The sequence below is a fragment of the Chryseobacterium daeguense DSM 19388 genome, assembly GCF_000430825.1.
Classification (GTDB): Bacteria; Bacteroidota; Bacteroidia; order Flavobacteriales; family Weeksellaceae; genus Chryseobacterium; species Chryseobacterium daeguense.
In genome coordinates this window covers 1-22,233 of record NZ_AUMT01000017.1, presented here as the reverse complement: position 1 = coordinate 22,233, position 22,233 = coordinate 1, and the positions used below count along the sequence as shown (strand labels likewise).

Sequence of the window (22,233 nt, the reverse complement as noted above, 5' to 3'; positions counted from 1 at the left end):
AAAATATAAAACGATCAGAATGACAGAATTGGGAATTAATGTTTTTGGATTTATCAATGGAGAATTTGGTATTGCAGAAGCTACAAGGCTGAACTGTAAGGCTATTCAGACGGCAGGAATTCCATTAAGCCTCATTAATTATAATGTGAAGACCAATCACAATAACAATGATCTTACTTTTACAGAGTTTTCCGACCACGCTCCACATCCTATTAATTTAATACAGATTTCTCCTTCTGAGACACCTAATTTCTTTGATTATTTTGATCACTCGTTTTTTGGAGATAAGTATAATATTCTTTATATGGCCTGGGAATCTGAGACTATTCCTGAAGATTATGTGATGAATATGAATCTTTTTGATGAAATTTGGACACCTTCTGCATATTGTAAAGAATGTATTGAAAGATATGTAGGAATGCCCGTGAAGATTATTCCACATCCCATCAATATTGATTTGAAGGAGACAGATGATGAAGACGCTTTGAGCTTTTACAATAAAAATTTGTTTAACTTTCTTTTTATTTTTGATTATAACAGCTCGATTGAAAGAAAAAATGTAATTAACCTGATCAGGGTTTTCCGGGAGACTTTTGATGGCAGTGAAAACAATGCTTTTTTAACCATTAAAACTTCCAGATCGCAAAAGTTTCCTTCTGAAAAAGAGCAGATTCTACAGGCAATCGGGGAGTCCCCAAAAATAAAGATTGTAGAGAAAATTTTTGACAGAAATGCTTTGAATCATGTTATCAGCAATTGCGACAGCTATATTTCTCTTCACAGGTCAGAAGGTTTTGGACTTACAATGGCTGAGGCGATGTACTTTAAAAAGCCCGTAATAGCAACGGGATATTCAGGAAATCTGCAGTTTATGAATGCTGAAAATAGCTTTCTGGTAAATGCTGAAAAAGTATCTTATGGTTCGGATGATCTTAATTATAATTCTAATACTGTCTGGTCTGAACCCTCATTGAAACAGGCCTCAATATTTTTAAAATCTGTTTATCAGGGCGGAGAAGAGGTTTCTACAAAAGCGGAAAAAGGTCAGCAAACTATTGCTCAAGACCTGTCACTAAAAAAAGTAGGAGAGCTTATCAAGAACAGATGTGAAGAGCTTATATCGGAGAACAGAATTTCACAGAATAAATCAAGCTTAATCAAGCTGTATGTAGAAAATATTTTATTAAAAAAAGATCTCAGGATTTACAAGAAAAGTGCTCCAATACAGTTTATTTACGGAATAAAAATGTATATAAGAAACAGAAAAGGCAAGAAATGATCATTTCCTGCCTTTTATCCTTTTAAGAAAAATATTTACTTTTTTTCTTATTTTATTGTAAGCTGTTCTTTCCAGGTAATTAACTTTCTTATTTAGTTTTTCAATTTCACTCAGGTAGAAAACATTATTTACATCTGAGCTGGCACCTTCTTTTTTATCAAAGTTATTGATAAAATTTAACCTGATTTTAAATAATCCGCCGATGGACTGCAGAGAAAAGTTGTCTTCAATCTGAGATTTTGCACTTTCTCTAAGATGATCCAAAGAATTGAAATGGTTTTTTATGTATAACAATTTAGCCACTGCATCCTGTAATCTGGGTTTTGCCAGGGTTAAGCCTTCATCGATCAGTCCTTTTGTATTCGATGTTTTAATGAAATCATACTGAACAAGGAAACTGTTATTTACATTCATGAAATCCAGATTTCCGGAATATCCCGTGCCGACTACAATTTTTCCATACGCCATCGCTTCTGCAAGGGTAAGGCCAAAACCTTCCGAGCCGTGAAGTGAGAGTAAAACATCTGCCTGCTGAATGAGTGAATGTAGTTTTTCTTTTGAAAAATGCTCGTTAATGATGATGACGTTTGGAACATTATTATACTTTTCCAGTGCTTTTTGGGCATCCTTGCTTCGTTCGAGATTGTGAGTTTTTACAATCAGAACACTTTCTTTATCTTCTTTAAAAACAGTTGTAAAAGCTTCCAGAGTAGCTTCCGGATTTTTTCGAATCGTTGTGCTTAAAGAGTCAAAAATAGTAAGATAAACCTTTGAATTTTGTGGAACGTTATATTGATTAAAATCAAATTCTTCGGAATTTTCAAGCTTCTGGATAGGGTGGGAAAAGCGTAAAACCGGAATTCCTGTATATTTTGTGAATATATTGACGCAAAAATCACTCGGAACCCAAAGTTCATCAAAAACATTCAGGATTTCAACCACTTTTTTTGACACTTCAGGAAATTCCCAAGCCCAATAGATGATATTGTAATGATTTTTCAGATTCAAATTCTGATTTTTAGAGAAAAAATCATTAATGAAATTGATATTGATATGAAAAATATTGATGGAAGATTCATTTTCTGATTCCCCAATATCTCCAATTCTTTCAAAAGTTTCACTGGAATAATTAATTGTATTGACCTTTATTCCAACAGATTCCAACGCCAGCGCATTCAGACGGGTCGCTTCAGAAATACCGAAATTTCCGTTGAAAAAGCCGTGGTAATTTACACTTAATGACATGATTTATAATGTTTTAAGTTTTTCTTTTACTTCTTCCGGAGAAAATGGCCTCAGGCTGTCCTCCGAATTTTCACTTAATGTATTCCAAAGCTGTTCATCATTATTAAGCTGCAAAATAGCTTCTGCAAAACTTTTTTCATCATTGGCAATGAGAACATTTTTTTTGTCTTTCAGCTGCATTCCTTCTGCGCCGATGTCTGTGGTAATTACGGGAAAGTAATATTCAAAAGCCTGCCCGATTTTCCCTTTCACGCCCGCTCCGAAACGTAAAGGGGCTACCATGATCTTTGAATTCATAAAAAGTTCTTCAACACTTTCTACAAAGCCTAAAAATTTAAATTTCGGATATTGTTTTATATCAAGTTTATCGGCTACATTTCCGATGACACTTACTTCAAGTTGAGGGTTTTCTTTCCAGACGATCGGCATTATTTTATCATATAAAAATTTTACCGCGTCAATATTCGGTTCGTGAATAGAGCCAATGAAAATAATTCCTTTACTGTTATGAAAATTCTTTCTTTCGGAAAAGTTGATTTTCGGGTAATGAATATTGGAAATCGTAATAATTTTATTCTTATCTGTGTACTGGCTCATGACCTCCTTTTCTTTATCCGAAATAGCAATCATATAATCCAGCTTAGGCGCAACAATAGTTTCTAAGCGGAAGAAATGTTTGTAATTTTTCTTTAAAGAGATCCGGGCTGGCTCAAGTTCAATAGCTCTTTTAAATCTTAAAAAATGAATATCCACCATATCATAGATGAATTTTGTCTCAGGCAGAATAGCTTTCATTCTTTTATAAAATAAATTTAAAGCTAATGGCCCGTTAAACCACACAAAATCAACCCTTTTAAGTGATGAAAGAAATGAATAAATATTATTATACTGCGTGTTTTCGACAAAAACAATAATGTCCCGCGACTGGTAAAATTTTACATAAGAATCATCTTCAAAAACATTAGGGGCAAAAAGAATACAGTTGTAACCCAGTTCTTTATAGATGAGAATGATTTCTTTTAATCTGTTGGATCCTGAATCTTTATCGTGTGTCGGGAAATCTCTTGAAGCAAAAAGGATTGTTTTTTTTGAAGAATCATACAGATGAATATTAACGATGTCCTGCGTTTTCAGCTGTTTAAGTTTTTCTTTTCTCTTAAAGTGTTTTTTTATTTTTTTTAAGATTCCCATTCGTTAGTTTTTATGCTTCAATTCAAAAACTTTGTTTACCCAGCTGTCCAGAGTATATCTGTAATAGATCTCTTCCGGAATTTTTTCGTAGGGTGTTTCAAAGAAAGATTTGTCAAGATTACTAATATTTTCGTTTATAATCAAAATATTATTGGGATTGTAGAAATCATAGCTTTTAATGGCTTCATTATCAGTGATGATTTTCTTCTCCAGTGACATCGCTTCGAATACCCTGAAGCTTAAGCCATACTGCCCTTCACGCATCAGATCCAGCAGTACTTTTGAATTTCTGTAATATTTCGGGAGTTCGTTATGCGGTATTTTCTTAATGCTGAAAATAAGGAATAAATTTTCAGGAACTTTAATAAAAATATTGGTAAGCTGATGCTTCCAGGACTTTTTACCAATAACCATGATCTGGAATTTTAATCCGAGATCTATTAATTTTTTAGCTAATAGCTTGATCAGTGAAACTCTTCTGTTGTCATAAGAAGTTATATAAAACAGATCCATCTCAGGCTTCTGATTTTCCTTTGGTGTAAAGGGAAGATAAATATAGTTGGTAATTTTTTCGAAGCCATGCTTTTCAACATCAATAATATCAAAAGAGAAAATTTTATCAAAAAGATGCAGCTTATCTTCTACGGGCACTCTTTCAAGATTGTCATAGAGATAGGTAATCAGCCGGTCGGTATATTTCCTTATTTTTTCTAGTGTGGAAAGATCAAAAGTATCAGGGTTTAAAACTAAAATCTGATCCTGATGACCCAGTTTTTCCAGAGAATCAAGAACGTACTTCTGTCTTTTTTCTGTCTTAAGATTTTTATTGAGAAAAGTTTTGCTTAAAGCGTTTACAGCTCTTTCATTAAAGTTGGAATGGGTTATGGTACTGATCTTTATATGATGCGCATCAATACCACGGTTGCATAATGTTTCAACAATATACTTATCATAATCCCAGAAATCATAACTTATGATACAAATCTTCATCCAACTAATTTTGCTCTTTTTTTAATGATTCATAAGTCTCAAAAACACTTAATGACTGCAGATAAGAAAGCTGATAGCCTTCTTTTCCGTCCAAAATACCAAGCCGCATTACGTATGCTTTAAAAAATTTAAAAGCGGTTTTAATATATTGCATTAAAATATTAAACTTTTTACCTTTTGCAGCCAGTTCTTTACCTTTCAGAATCCCGTAATGAATCATTTTCTCGCGATAAGATTCATAATCTGAAACGGAATAATGCAGCAGTTTATTTTTTAAAACGCCTATCGTACCATTTACTTCCAGTGTTTCATGTACTTTTTTCCCGGCAGCATATCTTGCCTTTGATTTTCTGAAAAGCCTGAAATTTTTATCAGACTGTGTTCCGGAAAAATTGATAGGCTTCTGAGCAAAAAAGAACTTCCTGTAAAAATAATAGGCATCTTTCTGTTCAGGCTTATTAAATTCATCAATAATTTCTTTTCTTAATGCTGGAGTTATTCTTTCATCTCCGTCAAGAAAAAGGACCCAATCATTCTTGGCATTGTCCAAAGCCAGGTTTCTTTGTTTGGTAAAATCTTCAAATTTATTTTGAATAATTTTTACGTTAGGAAACTCTCTAGCAATTTCTACAGTTTTGTCCGTGCTGTATGAATCTACTACAATTATTTCATCGCAGAAATCAAAACACTCCAAAACATCTTTTATATTTTTTTCTTCATTATGTGTTATGATTAAGCCACTTATATTCATCATAACATTTGTTTGATCAGAAAGTATATTATAAATATCTTTTCTAAAACAGTTTTAATTTCCCAAAGATAAGTTTTAATTTGAATTTTATTAACGAATCTTTACCTTTTATGTCTATTCTACAAAGCTCGTAAGGCTTTTGAGTAGGGAAAAAATTTACTTCATTTCCAATTCTTACAGCAAATTCGATTCCTAAATTTTTCAAAACAGCAAAAAATATATTTTTTTCCAGATTTTTCTTAGGATATTTTCCATAAGGATAAGCTAGTACTTTTGAATATTCTATTTTTTGATCCTCTAAAATCTGCATATTGGTTTTTAAATCATTTTCTAAAAAATCTGCAGAAATATTTCTGAAATTCTGATGATTGTGGCTGTGAAGTGCTATTTCAAAATGCTTTTTATCCAGATTCCGGATGTCTTCAAATGTCATCATTTCATAATTATCGTATCCTTCCTGAATAAACCGTGTAGGAATGAAAATTGTTGCCTTGCAGCCGTATTTTTCCAATAACGGAGGCAGATATTCAAAATTATTTTTATATCCGTCATCAAAGGTAAGGATAATGCTTTTTTTCTCCAAAGTACCCAGCTCGGAGAAAAATTTTGCAGTGTATTTTTTTTTGTTTAAATATCGCAGCTGATCTTCAAAATTTTGCAGGCTTACCGTAAGATCTTCATGGCTTTCTTTTTCTATCTGATGGTACATAAGAATGACCAGCCTGTTTTTCGGAACTGCAAAAAGATACAGCTTAAAATAAAAAACAAGAAAAGTAAGAATGCATAAAGCAATAATATAAATCAGCATTTTTTGCCGTGTTTTTTTTCTAATTCCATCAGGCGTATTTTTTCGTGAAGCTTGATGTATTTTAAAAATGTATAATAAGACATTGTTTTAGCAATATAAAATCCCGGAAAACCATCCAGAAAGCCAAATTTAAAGATAAAAACCTTTACAAACTCAAAAATAGGGCTTGCAATAATTTTAAAACGGTTTATTTTTTTTCCTCTTTCAAACATCTTTTCGGCCATCATATCAGAATATTTATTGATTTTTACAATATGATGATGGATGCTTTTGTAAGTGTAGTGATTTATTTTTCCTTCTAAAAGGCCTGCTTTTTCACCCGTAACCAAAAACTCATGAACTTTGTCATCAGAATATTTAGCGCAGTTTTTTCTGAAAAGTCTTTCACGGCAAACATTGCCCCAGCCGCCGTGTCTTATTAAATGAATCCCTAGGTGGTTGTTAAATTTCGCTTTATAAACTTTATGTTCCGGTTGTTCTGAAGATATGATTTTTTTAATGGAATGTATCAGGGTTTCATCGGGAATTTCATCTGCGTCCAGGAACAGGATCCATTCTTTTGAACACAAATTAAGGGCATGGTTTTTTTGTTCACCATACCCATTAAATTTTTTCTCAAAGAATTTTACCTGAGGATATTTTTGAGTGCAGATTTCTTTGGTCTTATCGGTTGAAAAGCTATCAACGATTACAATTTCATCAACTGTGTCTTTAAGTGAGTCTAATAGTCTTACAATATTTTCTTCTTCATTGTAAGTAATGACTGCGAGTGAGAGTGGCATTTTTTATTTAAATTCTAATAGTGTTTTTTCGATTATCCTGACGCAATCCAAAAGTTGCTCTTCAGTAATTACCAAAGGAGGTGCCAGTCTGATAATATTTCCGTGAGTAGGCTTGGCAAGAAGTCCGTTTTCCTTTAATTGCAGACAAAGATTCCATGCTGTAGAGCTTTCGGGGGTATCGTTGATCAAAATAGCGTTTAGTAAACCTTTCCCTCTTACTTTCGTAATAAGATCTGTTTTTCCAATAATTTTTTCAATCTCAGATCTGAATAATTTTCCTAATTCTTCAGCTCTTTCAGAAAGTTTTTCTTCTTCCACAACATCCAAAGCAGCGACGGCCACGGCGCATGCGATAGGATTTCCTCCGAAAGTAGAACCATGCTGTCCCGGTTTTATCACGCTCATAATTTCATCATCAGCCAAAACCGCAGAAACAGGATACATCCCGCCGGAAAGAGCTTTTCCTAGGATCAAAATATCAGGCTGTACATTTTCGTGATGGCAGGCAATCAGCTTACCTGTTCTAGCAATTCCCGTCTGAACTTCATCGGCAATGAAAAGGACATTGTGTTTTTTACATAATTCAGAAGCGTTTTTCAGGAAGCCGTCATTTGGAACATAAACTCCTGCTTCACCTTGGATGGGTTCAACCAAAAATGCAGCGATATTTCCTGCTTCTCTGTTTAAAACTTCTTCCAATGCTGAAATATCATTGTAAGGAATTTTAATAAATCCTGGAGTGAAAGGTCCGTAATTCTGATTTGCATCCGGATCGTTTGAAAAGGAGACAATAGTTGTTGTTCTTCCGTGGAAGTTATTTTCACAAACGATAATTTTAGCGGCATTTTCTGAAATTCCTTTTACTTCATAGCTCCATTTTCTGGCTAATTTTACGGCAGTTTCCACTGCTTCAGCCCCGGAATTCATGGGTAAAACCTTGTCAAAACCGAAAAGAGAAGTTATTTTTTTCTCATATTCCCCTAATTTCGAATTGTAAAAAGCTCTTGATGTTAAAGCCAGCTTTTTTGCCTGCTCTACCAGTGCCTCTACAATTTTCGGGTGAGAATGTCCTTGGTTTACAGCAGAATATGCAGAGAGAAAATCATAATATTTTTTGCCTTCCACATCCCACACGAAAACGCCTTCTCCTTTGTCTAAAACAACGGGAAGAGGGTGGTAGTTGTGTGCACCGTGCTTGTCTTCAAGGTCAATAAAATACTGTGAGTTTTTTGCTGTTTCTACTGTTGACATAAATTTAGGTTTTGCACAAAATTAAGCATTCTAAATGAGACAGATAAACAGCAATCCGACACTGGAAAATGATTGATTTTAAGTGCTTTTAAGGCTTAACGAAAAGTGAATTAGAAAATATTGCCCTTTCAGATTGTCTGTTGTAGTTATTCTATCTTTTAAATGATGTATTAAATTATTTTAAATAAAAAAAACGTCCCAAAAATGAGACAGTTTAAAGTTTTTATCTAAATAATCTTAGTGATTATCATATTTTCTATCCATAACAAAACTCTCCATGAATTTCGTTGTATAGTTTCCTGAAAGATAATCTTCATTATCCATCAGTTGTCTGTGGAAAGGAATGGTAGTTTTTACACCTTCAATGTAGAATTCTTCCAATGCTCTTCTCATTTTTGCAATCGCTTCTTCACGAGTCTGAGCTGTAGTGATCAGTTTTGCAATCATTGAATCATAATTGGAAGGAATTGTATAGCCTGCATAAACATGTGTGTCCACTCTTACTCCGTGTCCGCCTGGAATGTTCAATCCTGTGATTTTCCCCGGAGACGGTCTGAAATCTGCGTACGGATCTTCCGCGTTAATTCTACACTCGATGGAATGCAATTTAGGATAATAATTGATTCCTGAAATAGGAGTTCCTGCTGCCAGAAGAATTTGTTCTCTGATCAGGTCATAATCAATAACCTGCTCAGTGATAGGGTGTTCTACCTGAATTCTTGTATTCATTTCCATGAAATAGAAATTTCTGTGTTTGTCTACAAGAAATTCAATAGTTCCCACACCTTCGTATCCAATGAATTCTGCTGCTTTTACAGCTGCTTCACCCATTTTCTCACGAAGCTCATCAGTCATGAAAGGAGAAGGAGTTTCCTCTGTCAGTTTCTGATTTCTTCTCTGTACAGAACAGTCTCTTTCAGAAAGATGGCAAGCTTTACCGTACTGGTCACCTGCAACCTGAATTTCAATATGTCTGGGCTCTTCAATCAGCTTTTCCATGTACATACCTCCGTTTCCGAATGCAGCCACAGCTTCCTGAATTGCAGATTCCCAGTGATCTTTAAGGTCTTCAGCTTTCCAAACAGCTCTCATCCCTTTTCCACCACCACCTGCAGTTGCTTTGATCATTACAGGATATCCTGTCTCTTCAGCTACTTTTACAGCGTGCTCGTAGGATTCGATCAAACCGTCAGAACCAGGTACACAAGGTACGCCTGCTGCTTTCATCGTAGCTTTAGCATTCGCTTTATCTCCCATCTTTTCAATTTGCTCGGGAGAAGCGCCGATAAATTTGATACCGTTTTTCTGGCAGATTCTTGAAAAGTTAGCATTTTCAGATAAGAATCCGTAACCCGGGTGGATAGCATCTGCGTTTGTAATTTCCGCAGCGGCAATAATATTAGGTATTTTCAGATATGAGTCTTTACTCATTGCAGGACCTATACAAACCGCTTCATCAGCAAATCTTACGTGAAGACTGTCTTTATCAGCAGTAGAATAAACCGCAACGGTTTTGATCCCCATTTCTTTACAAGTACGTAAAATACGCATTGCAATTTCGCCACGATTGGCAATTAATATTTTTTTGAACATCTTTTTTAATTTGAAAATTAGATAATTTGAAAATTAGATAATGTTATTTTAATGTAGAATTTAATCTAACATCTAATGTCTAACATCTAATTTCTAATTAAGATGGATCTACTAAGAATAAAGGTTGATCGTATTCTACAGGTGTAGCATCATCAACTAAAATCTTAACGATTTTTCCGCTTACTTCAGATTCTATCTGGTTGAATAACTTCATTGCTTCGATTACACAAACCGTTTTTCCGATAGAAACTTCGTCACCTACGTTTACGAATACGTCTTTATCTGGAGATGGCTTTCTGTAGAAAGTTCCAATCATTGGAGACTTAATTGTTACATATTTGCTATCATCAGATGCAGCTTCTGCTTTTTCAGCAGGTGCAGCAGCCGAAGTTGCAGCAGGTGCAGGAGCAGCAGCTACTTGCTGAGGAGCAGTGTGGTAAACCGCAGGCTGAGCATAAGCAATTTCGCTTCCGGCTAATGGAGTTTTAATAGTGATTTCGAAATCTTTAGTTTTGTACTTCACTTCAGAAACCTCTGCCTTAGATACAAACTTGATAAGATTTTGTATGTCTTTAATGTCCATAAATTTGATATTTGATTTTGAGCCAAAGATACCAAAAAAACATAAAAAACAACAAAAAACCGCCAAATTTTATCAAAATCGGGCGGTTTTTGTATTAAAACGAGTGTTTTTCAGTGAAAAGCGACTCTTAGTTTTCTTCAGTAGCAGCTACTTCTTTTTCCAATACTACTTTTCCTCTGTAGTATAATTTTCCTTCATGCCAGTGAGCTCTGTGGTATAGGTGAAGCTCTCCTGTTGTTGCATCTTTAGCCAATTGAGGAACTACAGCTTTATAGTGAGTTCTTCTCTTATCTCTTCTTGTAGACGATTGTCTTCTCTTTGGATGTGCCATTTTCTAATAACTTTTTTAATTGATGAGCGATGAGATTCATCATCTCATCATTAAACTATTTAATTTTTATTCTTTAAATTTTTCAATGCGTCCCATCTCGGGTCGCTTTCATGTTCCTTCTCTTCTTCAGTTTCCTTTGGGCTGAATTTTTCAAGAATTTTCAGATCTTCATCACTTATATTCGGTGATATTTTTTTCATTGGAATTGAAAGTGCTACGTTTTCGTAGATCAATTGTGCAATGTTGAAAGCATGATCAGAAGTAGGAATGGTAATAACATCTTCTTCGCTGTCATCATACTCTTCACCAAACTTTACCAAAACCTTGATCTGATTTTCAATAGGATGATCGAAAGTTTCTGTTGTAATATCACAAACCAATTCTACCGTCCCACTTACTTTGATCTCAAATTCTAAAAAAGTAGAGTGTTTATCAAGCAAAACATCTACTGTAATTCTAGGATTTGTAAATTCCTGTTCAGTGTCAAATAATTGAAAGAACTCTTTATCTATCTCAAACTTGAACTGATGTTTCCCGGTTTTCAGTCCGGAAAAGCTTACATCATAGTTTCTTAACCTGTCCATAAAATGAGTGTGCAAAAATATGCAATTTTTTTATAATAACAAATAATTTTTCTAACAAATTACTTTAAAATCTGTTTTAAAGATTTAAGGCTCAATTTCCTCTGGCAGATCTTCATCAATTCCGTTGTCTACCACCATTTTTCTCGGCTGCAGGCGGTTGCTCATCAGGTCATTGTATTCCATTCTGTTTTTGAAAATTTTTATCGCTGTAAAGATAGCTTCCGTAAAGCTCTGCTCATCCGCAATATTTTGTCCCGCAATATCGTATGCAACCCCATGATCTGGAGAAGTTCTGATGAAAGGAAGTCCGGCAGTGTAATTCACGCCTTCTTCATAGGCCAATGTTTTAAATGGAGCTAGTCCCTGATCGTGATACATCGCCAGAACCGCATCAAAGCTTTTGTATTTGCTTGGCTGGAAAAAGCTGTCCGCAGGAAAAGGCCCAAAAGCCAGAATTCCATTGTCCGAAAGCTCTTTAATAGCAGGAGCAATGATTTCAATTTCTTCGTTTCCTATAACGCCGCCGTCTCCCGAATGTGGATTTAATCCCAAAACAGCAATTTTCGGTTTTGAAATATTAAAATCTTCAATCAAAGTCTGGTTCAAAACCCTGATCTGCTTTTTTATTTTTTCTTTAGAAATATTTTCAGCAACCTGTGCTAGCGGGATGTGATGCGTGGAAACGGCAACTTTAAGGTCTTCTGTAACCAGGAACATTAATCCTTTTTTATTAAATTTCTCTTCGAAATAACCTGTATGGCCGGCATGTTTGAAGCCCATTTTCATCATTTCATCTTTATTGATAGGAGCGGTAACCAAAACATCGATTTCTCCCTTCATTAAAGCTTCCGTAGCGGCTTCCAAAGAATCTATCGCCATTTTTGTAGATTCTTCCGTAGGGGTTCCCAGCTCAACATTAGAATTTTCTTTTACAAGATTCAGCATGTTCAGCTTTCCTGCCTGAGCCTGTGAAGCCTCATTGATGTAGTTGAAGTTTAAATTTAGCTTAAAAATATTTTTCTGATAGGTGAAAAGTTTTCCCGAACCAAAAATTACCGGAGTAAAAAAATCCGTAATGGTTTTGTCTGCAAGGGATTTCATGATGATTTCCGGACCGATGCCGTTGAAATCCCCGATTGAAATTCCTACTCGTACTTTATGGTTTTTTGGGCTCATTTTGATTATCTTTGAAGATTATAATTTTACAAATTTAGCAAAAAATAATATGTTCACAGGAATTATTGAAGCAGTTGGAGTTATTGAAAAAATTGAAGAGAACGGAAGTAATATAGATTTTACGCTTACCTGCCCCTTTACCAATGAATTAAAAATTGATCAAAGCCTTGCGCATAACGGCTGCTGCCTTACAGTAGTGAAAATTGAAAACAACCAATATATCGTAACCGCTATCAACGAAACTTTGGAAAAAACCAATCTGGGGAAATGGGAAGTGGGAACTGTGGTGAATCTTGAACGCTGCATGAAAATGGATGGAAGGCTGGATGGGCATATTGTTCAGGGCCATGTTGATAAAACCGGTGAAGTAGTAAGTGTTGAAAATAAAGACGGAAGCTATTTCATTACCATTAAATATGAAGATAACGGGAGCTTTGTAACGGTGCCGCAGGGGTCTATCACGGTGAACGGGATAAGTCTTACGGTTGCCAAAAGCGAGGATACACAATTTTCTGTAGCCATTATTCCTTACACTTGGGAATTTACAAATATGAAACATTTAAAAGCAGGTGATAAAGTTAATCTTGAATTTGATATAATTGGTAAGTATATTGCTAGGTTAATTAAAAAACAGGATGTCAATTAATATTTACAAAGGCTATAGCTTGCGGAACCGTGTATTTTTCGGTTTCCTGCTGGTATGTCTTTTAAGTGTCATTGCTTCTTCGCTTGTTCCTTATTTTGTTTTAAGAAATAATTCTTTTAAGCAGAGTGAAATTGACATGCATGATAAAACCAGTGCCGTAATGAGGTATCTGGACTATGCGGTAAGCAGGGCTACAATTGATACGAAAGATATTCCGGGGGTTTTAGGCAATAAAATTTTTGAAATTGCAGATATTAATCAGCATGATATTGTGCTGTATGATCTGCATGGGCATTATTTGCTGTCCAACAAAGACGAAAGCCTCGTAGATCAGAAAACAATTCCACTGGATATTGTTAATAAAATTTTATCAACTGATGCAAGAGTAGACATCAAGGGTTACGATGCGGCCAAAGATGCCGGGCGTACGTCTTCTTATCTTATTTTAAAGAATAATGAGCTGGAGCCTATTGCTATTGTATATATTCCTCTTTATCATAACGAATCAGCCTATCTCGAAGTTCTTTCGGAATATGTGAAATACATACTTTTAGTAGACGTTTTCCTTATTTTGTTAAGTATCTGGATAAGCTGGGTAATGTCAAACAGCCTGGCCAAAACCATCACAAAGTTTTCTGATATGATTACCCGTATTACATTATTTGAAAATGAAATGCGGCCGATCAGATATTATAAAAATGATGAGCTGAATGCATTGGCAAGGGCCTATAACAGGATGATTCTGCAGATTCAGGATCAAAAGGAAAGGTTGAGGTTCAAAGCATCTGAAGAGGCATGGCGGGAAATGGCGAAACAGGTAGCTCATGAGGTGAAGAATCCTTTGACACCAATGAAGCTTACGATTCAGAATTTTGAAAGAAAATTTGATCCGGAAGATCCAAGCATCCGCGAAAGAGTAAAGCAAATGAGCAAAACAATGGTGGATCAGATTGATTTAATTGCGACCGTGGCATCCGCATTCTCAGAATTTGCCAAGCTTCCCGAAAAAAATAATGAAGTCATTAATCTGAATAATGAAGTAGAAGATATTCTTCGCGTTTTCAATGATGACAGCATTTTTATGCACTCCAACAAGAGTAATATTATGATTAATATGGATAGAATTTATCTGTCCAGAATTATAACGAATCTTGTTACCAATGCCAAGCAGGCCGAAAGTGATCAAAGAAAATTAATCATCAATGTAGATGTAGAGCAGCATCAGAGAAGAGTAATGATCTCGGTTCAGGACAATGGTATCGGGATTCCGGAAAATATTTATGAAAGGATTTTCGAACCTAATTTCACTTCAAAAAACAGCGGAATGGGACTTGGTCTTTCCATGGTAAGAAAAATGGTGGAAGATTACAAGGGAGAAATTACCGTAAAATCTGAAGTCGGAAAAGGATCAACATTTACCATTACATTACCGACCAATTTATAGTGAAACCTTTTACATTCAGGCAATTTCAAATTCAGCAGTCAAAAAACGTTTTCCGTGTAGGAACAGACGGTGTTTTGCTCGGCGCGCTGGCAAATGTAGATAATGCTTGTAAAGTCTTGGAAGTAGGAACGGGAACCGGCCTGATTTCGTTGATGTTGGCGCAAAGAAATGCAAATGCTCAGTTTTTGGGAATTGATATCAATGAAGAAGCAGTACATCTTACAAAAATTAATTTTGGAAATGCTCCTTTTGCATCAAGATTAAAAAATATTCAACAGGATTTTAAAAATTTTGAGTCAGATGAAAAATTTGATTTAATTGTTTCGAATCCACCTTATTTTGAAGCCTCAGATTCAGAAAAAGATAAAATTGCAAGACAAACCGTTGAGCTAAATTTCAGGCAGCTCATCTCAAAATCATCAGAACTGCTTTCGGGAAATGGACTATTTTCGGTGATAATTCCTGCTGAGACAGGAAATGATTTCATTGAAATTTCTAAAGAACATCAATTGTTTCTAATTAAAAAAATCAACATTCAAGGCATTGAAAATTCGAAAGTAAAAAGAGTGATCCTTGAATTTTCTTTAGCTGAAAAGAGTTTACAAGAGCAGGAATTCATTATAGAAAAAAGTCCGAGACAATACTCGGACCAATATCTTGAACTCACGAAGGAGTTTCATGTTTTTAAAAATAGAAGTTAGATATTAAATTTTATGAAGTTAGTAATATCTCAATCTCTAAATTTCTTAATATTTTTATTCAAATAATTCTGCAGTATCCAGTACGGAAACTTTTCCGTCTTCACATCTGATGGCTTCACCAGGAAAATTCTGAATCATGTGATAATCATGTGTTGCCATTACTACAGCGGCTCCGTTTTCAAGGGCGACCTGCTTTAGTAAGGTCATGATTTCGTTGGAAGTTTCAGGGTCTAGGTTTCCTGTAGGCTCATCTGCTAAAATAAGATCCGGGTGATTTAAAAGAGCTCTTGCAATAGCCACACGCTGCTGTTCACCACCGGAAAGCTCGTGAGGCATCTTGTGTTTCTTACTCTTCATGTTTACACTTCCTAAAACTTCATTGATGCGGTCTTCCATTTTTATTTTGTCGCTCCAGCCGGTTGCTTCAAGAACGAATCTGAGATTCTTCTCAACCGTTCTGTCGGAAAGCAATTGGAAATCCTGGAAAACAATTCCTAATTTTCTTCTCAAATTCGGAATGTCTGAAGTTTTCATTTTCGCAAGATCAAAACCTACAACGGATCCGTGACCGGAAGCCAATGGAATATGCCCGTACAAAGTCTTTAATAATGAGCTTTTTCCGGATCCTGTTTTTCCGATAAGGTAGCAGAATCTTCCTTTTTTAATGTTCAGATTCACATCAGAAAGAACAGTGAAGTTTTTTTGCGCGATCTTCGCGTGCTGCAAACTTATAATATTATCTCCCGCAATATTTGTATGTGGCATAATTGAGTTTTAGTAGTGCTGTTTCTAAAATATTTTTCAGATTTTAAAAATAGGAAAAAGAAGAATAAGGAACCTAAATTTTAGGAAATTTTAACAACAAAAAATGCCTGAAAAACTTCTTTTCAAGCATGATTTGTATATGATAATAAAAAGATTATCTCTTAGCGCGTGATGCACTTACAGTTAAACTCTTTCTGCCTTTAGCTCTTCTCGCAGCCAAAACTCTTCTTCCATTTGGCGTAGACATTCTTTCTCTGAAACCGTGTTTGTTTCTTCTTTTTCTTTCTGATGGCTGGAATGTTCTTTTACTCATTACTATATGTTTAAATCGTAATTATCTATTAATTTTCAGGTTGCAAAGATATGGTTTTTTTTAAAAGTTACAAACTTTAGCAGTCTTTTTTTATAATTTTTGATGTGAATTTTTATCACTTATCATAAAGCCTGATGTATAAAGGTTTTTTATAATCCAAAAATTATCTTTATGATTTGCTTAAAAGCTCTATCTTTGAAGACCCAAATTTAAAGAAAATAAACAAGATAATGTTTACACCAGCGGAAATTTTAGAAATCAATACGTTACTTACCCCAAAGAATAAAATAGTAATCCTTACCCATTACAATCCGGATGGTGATGCTATCGGTTCCAGCCTTGGTTTAAAACATTATTTAAAAGCAAAGGGGATTCATGCCGAAGTCATAGTCCCGAACGATTTCCCGAAGTTCCTGAAATGGATGCCGGAAGCAAAAAAAGCTCTGATCGCAGAATATAAAAGAAAATTTGCTTTTGATCTTATCAATGAGGCAGACGTCATTTTCTGCCTGGATTTTAATTCTCCTTCAAGAATCGGGCTGTTGGGCGACTGGCTTACCAATGCGAAAGGAAAGAAAATATTGATCGACCATCATCAGCAGCCGGAGCAGTTTGACTTTGTTTATTCAGATACGGTGATCCCGGCTACATGCCAGATGATTTATCATTTTATTGAAGCGATGAATGATGAAAATTTGGTGAACAAGAATATTGCAGAATGTCTTTACACCGGCATTATGACTGATACCGGAGGTTTCCGTTTCCGTTCCACGAGCGCTACTACACACAGAATTATTGCGAACTTAATTGAAAAAGGGGCAGATCCGGCAATGATCACATCAAGCACATGGGATACCAATACCGTTTCGCGTCTTCATTTATTAGCTTTGATTTTAGGAAGAATAGAGGTGGTGAAAGATGGAAAAGTGGCTGTTCTGTACCTTACAAGAGAAGAATTAAAAGAATATGGTTTCCAGAAAGGAGATACGGAAGGTTTCGTTAATTACGGCTTAAGCATTATGGGTGTGAAAATGGCTGCGTTCTTCATGGAAGATTTGTATGAAGATTTCATCAAAATTTCGTTTAGAAGTAAAGATGATATGGATGTTAACCAGTTCTCAAGAAAATATTTCAACGGCGGAGGGCATATCAATGCCGCGGGAGGAAAATCTCACGAATCTTTACAGGAGACAATTGAAACCTTTAAAAAAAGGATTGAAGAGGAAGGAAATTTGTAATTTTTTTGTTAAAATATTCTTGCTGAGGTTCCTACAGAGTGACAACTTCGTGTCTAAAGTGTAATTTTTAAAAAAGAGATTACTTCGTCGTTTCTGAGCTTTGTTCGCAGACCTTCAGTCTGTTCGTAAATGACGCTCAAACTCTACATCCTCTCACCCTCAAACTCAAGACGAAACCCGGGAATATCCCTTTTCCTCCAGTTCTTTGCAGGTATATTCATACACTTCCTGGAACATTATATCGAGGAATTTTTTATTGAATAAACTGAATTTTGTCATTTTAGGAGGGTCTAAGAAAATATCACATGTGTTCGCTTTAGAATAAACAGATTTTGCGATAGCTAAATGCAGAATCCTATCGAATTCTTTCATAAGGCTCATGTTTTCAAGGCTGTCATAGCTTATGGAGTTGACATGGGAAGCGATTAGAAAATCACATTTATCAATAATCGGTTCTATGGGAAGATTATCCAAAACCCCGCCGTCAACATATATTTTATCTCCTATTTTCACCGGAGAAAGTACAAAAGGAACGCTGGACGAAGCCAGCAATGGTCCGAAAAGCTCACCTTCCGAAAAGAAATCAACAATTCCGTTGGTAAGTTCTGTAGCGGCAATATAAACAGGGATTTTCAGGATTTTAAAATCATCTTCAGGAAAATGATCTTTAAATAATTTCAAAATAAAATTCGAACTAAAAATTCCGTTTTTGGAAAGCCTGAGGTAAGATCTTGAAAAAAAAGTGGTCTGTCTCACAATCTCCATCATTTCATCCGGAGTTTTCCCGAAAGAATAAAATGCAGCAATAATGGATCCTGCACTGGTTCCGGAGATGATTTGTGGTTTCAGGTCATACTCTTCCAAAGCTTTTAAAACAGCGATATGAGCAATTCCGCGCATACCTCCACCCGAAAGGGTAAGGCCTATCACCGGCTTCTTTTTTTTGAAAGAGAAAAAATCCAGCATTAGAAAACTAATTTTTTCGGTAAATGATGAAGAAGTTCCGTGTTGATGATCTCTGCGCAGATGCTTGGTTTTTCCCAATGTCCATTGTGTCCGCAATCCAGGATATAAGATTTTATATTGGTTCTGTCGGGAAGATTTTTAATCATCAATTCTGTTTTTACTGCATTATCATGTTTTCCGGCAAGCACTAGAATTTTTGCCTCAAGATTTTCTAATACGCTCTTTTTGTCGGTTCTGTTTACCATTCCTTTTACGGAGGCTAATGCTCCCAGGTTATTGGTGGAAAGGGCAACTTCCAGCGCGGTTTCAATTTTTCCTTCAAGAACATCTCTTTCATTCGGATTGAATAAATTAGGAACTCCGGCTCTCACGTAATGCGAAAAAGCATCTTTTATGATTCTGTAGCTTTTAATGCGTTGTTCTTTTTTTTCTTCGTCGTCAGCCAGGTAGCTGGAGAAAAATAAGGTTAAACTTTTAAGATATTCAGGATATTTTTCAGCAAATCCTAAAGAAACATAACCTCCCATTGAGTGACCCAGCAAATGAATTTGTTCCAGATTCTGATCGTCCAGAACTTTTTTTACTTCTTCAGCCATCAGCTCCATGGTCTGGACTTCTGCTAAAATTTCCGACTGCCCGTGCCCAGGAAGGTCAATTTTCAGCAAAGAAAAATGCTCGGAGAGATGAGGCTCCATATCATTCCAGATAGAAATATTTTCCATGAATCCATGAAGTAAAACCAGGGTTTCCTTACCATTTCCTTTTCTCTCAAAGTTCAGCATAATTCAAAAATTAAAAGTGAATATCAATATGATCAACAAATCCCGAACCATTTACCATATCCTGCAATCTGAAAGTTTTTCCGCCGTCTTTGGACATGAAAGTGGTAGTTTTTTTCTGCTGTACGGTTTTCCGTTGCTGTCCTCAGTGATGCTTTGGGTAATTTCTCCTGTGAAATTCATATGCTTGTCTGAAACTACAGCCATAAAACCTTCCATTTCAACCACATTTCTTCCGGATTCAATGCTTCCTTTTACAGTATAATGATCGCCTTCACCATCAATTTTTTTGAACTCAATTGAGCCGGGTGTTTTGATTAAGTTATGGGTGAATTTATGTTTTCCTGAAAAATCTTTGAAATGATTTTTTGATCTGATGCTGTTATTTATTTTTGTTCTTGCAGCGTTGATGGAATCTACAATTTTTGTACTGTCAATTTTGTGGGTTGTAGGGGTTGCTTCTTTTTTAGAACATGAAATAAATAAAGCTGAAATTATAATTGCGGTTAAAAATTTTTTCATTAATAAAAATTATACCCAAAAATAAATAAAAAAGAGCACTTTAAAAATGCTCTTCCTCTTTTATTTGGTTAATTCTTCGTAAACTTTCTTTTCCCAGGGCTTGATGTCGGTAATTCCGTACCGTTCTTTTTTGGAAATCGCAATATTGTCCAGAATATCTACGAAATTTTTATAGTTGGCTTCATCGGTTGGTTCAATAATGATTGTGAAATTTTCCTTTTTCGGAGCATTATTGTAGGCTTCAGAAATGATTTTAGTGATATTAATTCCACTGAAGTTGGTTTCTTTTAAATTGCTTGAATTTAAATCTTCCTTACTGCTTTGATGATAAAAAACTCTGTTATCCTTCCCTAAAATAAAAGTGACCTGATTCTTAGTATCAACTACGTTTGTTGGAGGGTGAGGACTTTTCGCTGGCAGTCCCAGATCCATTACATTGGGTTTTGTAAAATTAGTGGTAAACATAAAGAATGTGATCAGCAAAAATCCGAGATCTACCATGGGAGTCATATCCACCCGGATCATTTTCTTTCTCTGCTTGCTTCCTCCCTGCTTTTCTTGTGCAATTACTTCAGCCATAATTAATATTTTTTAAATGTTAAACGGTATTTTAAGAAGAATGGAATTGTATGTCTCTATTTTGTTGAATTCATACAAATTATATACCTTAAATTTAAAAATCGTAAAGAAATTTAAAATTTATTTAAAAATTAACCTTAAATATTGTTAAAATCAATGTATTAAAAAAGCCTTACCAATAAAATTGATAAGGCTTGCTTATTTTGATAAGAAAAATTACTTGTTCTTTTTATAAAATTCAACCCCGCATTCCAGGAACTTTTTAAAATCCTCTTTCGGCATGTAGCCTGACACCGGTGTGTTGATCACTTTTCCGTCCGGGGTAATCAAAACATAATGCGGCTGGGAATTGTTGTTAAAATTCACCTGCTGGAATAAGCTCCATCTGTCGCCAATGGTTTTTACTTTCTTCACCTGTCCGTCTCCAAGATCAATTTTGGTCTGCTGATCTTCAGGAAGCTCTTCCTTGTCGTCTACGTACAGTGAAGCCAGAACAACATCATTCTGAAGAATCGGTAAAATATCACCTTCGCTCCAGACAAACTCCTCCATTTTTCTGCAGTTTTCACAGCCGTAGCCTGTGAAATCAATTAAAATAGGCTTGTCTTCTTTTTTGGCCAGTTCAATGGCTGTAAAGAAATCGTGTTCAGGGTGCATTCCCAGGATTCCGTCTTTTTCGTCATGGAAATAGCTTACATTCAACGGAGGTAAAATTCCGCTTAATAGCTGCAGTTTGGGACGGTCGGAAGGAATTAACCCCTGAATTAAATAAATCACAAATCCAAACCCTAAAACTCCCAATATTTTTCTTGTAACGGAAATTTTCGGTTTTTTATCATCATGCGGAAATCGTATTAATCCAAATAAATATAAGGCCAGCCCAAGGGCTATAATGATCCATACAGCAATGAAAAGCTCCCTTTTTAAGAAGAAAGTTTTAGAAACCAAATCTGCCTTTGATAAGAATTTCAATGCTAAAGCCAGTTCAACAAAACCTAATACCACTTTCACCGTATTCATCCAGCCTCCGGATTTCGGAAGGCTCTGCAATGCCTGCGGGAATAAGGCCAAAAGTCCAAAAATAATCGCCCACGCCAGTCCGAAACCTGCCAGAGCAAATGTCAGAAGCATCGGAACGTTTGCCGAACCCGTCACCGCACTTCCCAGCAAACTTCCTAAAATAGGGCCTGTACAGGAGAAAGAAACGATCACTAAAGTCAGTGCCATAAAGAAAATCCCGATAATTCCACCGGCTTCTTCTGCCTTGGAAGATTTGTTGGCAATTGAGCTTGGCAAAGTGATATCGTAATACCCGAAGAAGCTTCCCGCAAAGAAAATGAATATGATGAAAAACACAATATTCAGCCATACGCTGGTGGAAATTTCATTAAAAATATTCCCTGCAATTCCATCAATAATATGGAAAGGAATACTCAGCAGCACAAAAATTAAAAGGATAAAAAATCCATAAATGAGCGCATCTCTTTTTCCTTTTGCCTTGTTTTTATTCCCTTTTGTAAAGAAGGAAACGGTAAGGGGAATCATCGGGAAAACGCACGGGGTAAGCAGTGCAATTAATCCTCCGATGAATCCGAGGAATAAATAAGTCCAATAATTTTCATCCACTTTGGCTGCTGCAGTTCCGCAGTCAGTCAGTGGTTTCTGGAAATTGATGGATTCTATTTTTAATTGTTTTGGGTCAAGCTTTGAGGCTGC

Annotated in this window: 24 protein-coding genes; 5 read left to right on the top strand and 19 right to left on the bottom strand. The window is 35.6% G+C overall.

Annotated features, from left to right (window positions below):
* Positions 1-19: 19 nt before the first annotated feature.
* Entirely contained in the window at positions 20-1,279 is a 1,260-nt protein-coding gene (locus H560_RS21915; RefSeq protein WP_051289375.1) for a glycosyltransferase, read from the top strand.
* Here the strand turns inward: H560_RS21915 and H560_RS0117350 are convergent, their stop codons facing one another.
* The 12 genes from H560_RS0117350 to pdxA form a co-directional block, all read right to left on the bottom strand.
* A complete protein-coding gene (locus H560_RS0117350; protein ID WP_027381165.1) occupies positions 1,280-2,524 on the bottom strand; it encodes a glycosyltransferase in 1,245 nt (414 codons plus the stop codon).
* Positions 2,525-2,527: 3 nt separating this feature from the next.
* Positions 2,528-3,715, bottom strand: coding sequence for a glycosyltransferase family 4 protein (locus H560_RS0117345; protein WP_027381164.1), 1,188 nt, complete (start codon positions 3,713-3,715; stop codon positions 2,528-2,530).
* A gap of 3 nt (positions 3,716-3,718) precedes the next feature.
* Positions 3,719-4,705, bottom strand: coding sequence for a glycosyltransferase family protein (locus H560_RS0117340; RefSeq protein WP_027381163.1), 987 nt, complete (start codon positions 4,703-4,705; stop codon positions 3,719-3,721).
* Between the two features lie 4 nt (positions 4,706-4,709).
* The gene (locus H560_RS0117335) at positions 4,710-5,459 is read right to left on the bottom strand and encodes a glycosyltransferase family 2 protein (RefSeq protein WP_027381162.1); all 750 of its coding nucleotides are present in this window, start codon (positions 5,457-5,459) and stop codon (positions 4,710-4,712) included.
* A gap of 40 nt (positions 5,460-5,499) precedes the next feature.
* Complete coding sequence (locus H560_RS0117330; protein ID WP_051289374.1) at positions 5,500-6,264, bottom strand: polysaccharide deacetylase family protein; 765 nt, start codon at positions 6,262-6,264, stop codon at positions 5,500-5,502.
* Positions 6,258-7,046, bottom strand: coding sequence for a glycosyltransferase family 2 protein (locus H560_RS0117325; RefSeq protein ID WP_027381160.1), 789 nt, complete (start codon positions 7,044-7,046; stop codon positions 6,258-6,260). Before H560_RS0117325 ends, H560_RS0117330 begins: the two co-directional genes overlap by 7 nt.
* Before the next feature lie 3 nt (positions 7,047-7,049).
* Positions 7,050-8,297 (bottom strand): ornithine--oxo-acid transaminase, encoded by a 1,248-nt coding sequence (gene rocD, locus H560_RS0117320; RefSeq protein ID WP_027381159.1) that lies wholly within the window; start codon positions 8,295-8,297, stop codon positions 7,050-7,052.
* Between the two features lie 237 nt (positions 8,298-8,534).
* A complete protein-coding gene (gene accC / locus H560_RS0117315) occupies positions 8,535-9,890 on the bottom strand; it encodes an acetyl-CoA carboxylase biotin carboxylase subunit (protein ID WP_027381158.1) in 1,356 nt (451 codons plus the stop codon).
* A 97-nt stretch (positions 9,891-9,987) separates the two neighbouring features.
* Positions 9,988-10,473 (bottom strand): acetyl-CoA carboxylase biotin carboxyl carrier protein, encoded by a 486-nt coding sequence (gene accB / locus H560_RS0117310; RefSeq protein WP_027381157.1) that lies wholly within the window; start codon positions 10,471-10,473, stop codon positions 9,988-9,990.
* A gap of 127 nt (positions 10,474-10,600) precedes the next feature.
* Positions 10,601-10,804, bottom strand: a complete 204-nt coding sequence (gene rpmF / locus H560_RS0117305) for a 50S ribosomal protein L32 (RefSeq protein WP_002976251.1) — start codon at positions 10,802-10,804, stop codon at positions 10,601-10,603.
* Between the two features lie 59 nt (positions 10,805-10,863).
* A complete protein-coding gene (locus H560_RS0117300; RefSeq protein WP_027381156.1) occupies positions 10,864-11,388 on the bottom strand; it encodes a YceD family protein in 525 nt (174 codons plus the stop codon).
* An 84-nt stretch (positions 11,389-11,472) separates the two neighbouring features.
* Positions 11,473-12,564, bottom strand: coding sequence for a 4-hydroxythreonine-4-phosphate dehydrogenase PdxA (gene pdxA, locus H560_RS0117295; RefSeq protein WP_027381155.1), 1,092 nt, complete (start codon positions 12,562-12,564; stop codon positions 11,473-11,475).
* A 49-nt stretch (positions 12,565-12,613) separates the two neighbouring features.
* Between pdxA and H560_RS0117290 the strand changes: the two genes are divergently transcribed.
* Genes H560_RS0117290 through H560_RS0117280 form a run of 3 tightly spaced genes read left to right on the top strand, consistent with a single transcriptional unit; the run spans position 12,614 to position 15,355 of the window.
* Entirely contained in the window at positions 12,614-13,210 is a 597-nt protein-coding gene (locus tag H560_RS0117290) for a riboflavin synthase (RefSeq protein WP_027381154.1), read from the top strand.
* The gene (locus H560_RS0117285) at positions 13,200-14,654 is read left to right on the top strand and encodes a sensor histidine kinase (protein WP_027381153.1); all 1,455 of its coding nucleotides are present in this window, start codon (positions 13,200-13,202) and stop codon (positions 14,652-14,654) included. Before H560_RS0117290 ends, H560_RS0117285 begins: the two co-directional genes overlap by 11 nt.
* Positions 14,654-15,355, top strand: coding sequence for a tRNA1(Val) (adenine(37)-N6)-methyltransferase (locus H560_RS0117280; protein WP_027381152.1), 702 nt, complete (start codon positions 14,654-14,656; stop codon positions 15,353-15,355). The genes H560_RS0117285 and H560_RS0117280 overlap by 1 nt, the downstream gene beginning before the upstream one ends.
* A gap of 54 nt (positions 15,356-15,409) precedes the next feature.
* On the opposite strand, the gene H560_RS0117275 is transcribed toward H560_RS0117280, so the two are convergent.
* Together H560_RS0117275 and rpmH are read right to left on the bottom strand one after the other, a co-directional pair.
* Positions 15,410-16,120 (bottom strand): cell division ATP-binding protein FtsE, encoded by a 711-nt coding sequence (locus H560_RS0117275; RefSeq protein WP_027381151.1) that lies wholly within the window; start codon positions 16,118-16,120, stop codon positions 15,410-15,412.
* A 154-nt stretch (positions 16,121-16,274) separates the two neighbouring features.
* Entirely contained in the window at positions 16,275-16,433 is a 159-nt protein-coding gene (gene rpmH / locus H560_RS0117270; RefSeq protein WP_007843334.1) for a 50S ribosomal protein L34, read from the bottom strand.
* 230 nt (positions 16,434-16,663) lie between these two features.
* Between rpmH and H560_RS0117265 the strand changes: the two genes are divergently transcribed.
* The gene (locus tag H560_RS0117265; protein WP_027381150.1) at positions 16,664-17,671 is read left to right on the top strand and encodes a DHH family phosphoesterase; all 1,008 of its coding nucleotides are present in this window, start codon (positions 16,664-16,666) and stop codon (positions 17,669-17,671) included.
* Positions 17,672-17,836: 165 nt separating this feature from the next.
* Here the strand turns inward: H560_RS0117265 and H560_RS0117260 are convergent, their stop codons facing one another.
* The 5 genes from H560_RS0117260 to H560_RS0117240 all read right to left on the bottom strand — a co-directional run.
* Positions 17,837-18,637, bottom strand: a complete 801-nt coding sequence (locus H560_RS0117260) for a patatin-like phospholipase family protein (RefSeq protein ID WP_034753135.1) — start codon at positions 18,635-18,637, stop codon at positions 17,837-17,839.
* Positions 18,637-19,419, bottom strand: a complete 783-nt coding sequence (locus tag H560_RS0117255) for an alpha/beta fold hydrolase (protein ID WP_027381148.1) — start codon at positions 19,417-19,419, stop codon at positions 18,637-18,639. Before H560_RS0117255 ends, H560_RS0117260 begins: the two co-directional genes overlap by 1 nt.
* Positions 19,420-19,470: 51 nt before the next feature.
* Positions 19,471-19,938: a hypothetical protein gene (locus H560_RS0117250; RefSeq protein ID WP_027381147.1), complete on the bottom strand. Its 468-nt coding sequence runs from the start codon at positions 19,936-19,938 to the stop codon at positions 19,471-19,473.
* Between the two features lie 60 nt (positions 19,939-19,998).
* Positions 19,999-20,517, bottom strand: a complete 519-nt coding sequence (locus tag H560_RS0117245; RefSeq protein WP_027381146.1) for a biopolymer transporter ExbD — start codon at positions 20,515-20,517, stop codon at positions 19,999-20,001.
* A gap of 216 nt (positions 20,518-20,733) precedes the next feature.
* Positions 20,734-22,233: protein-disulfide reductase DsbD family protein (locus tag H560_RS0117240; RefSeq protein ID WP_027381145.1), on the bottom strand; the 1,500-nt coding region annotated here is incomplete at its 5' end.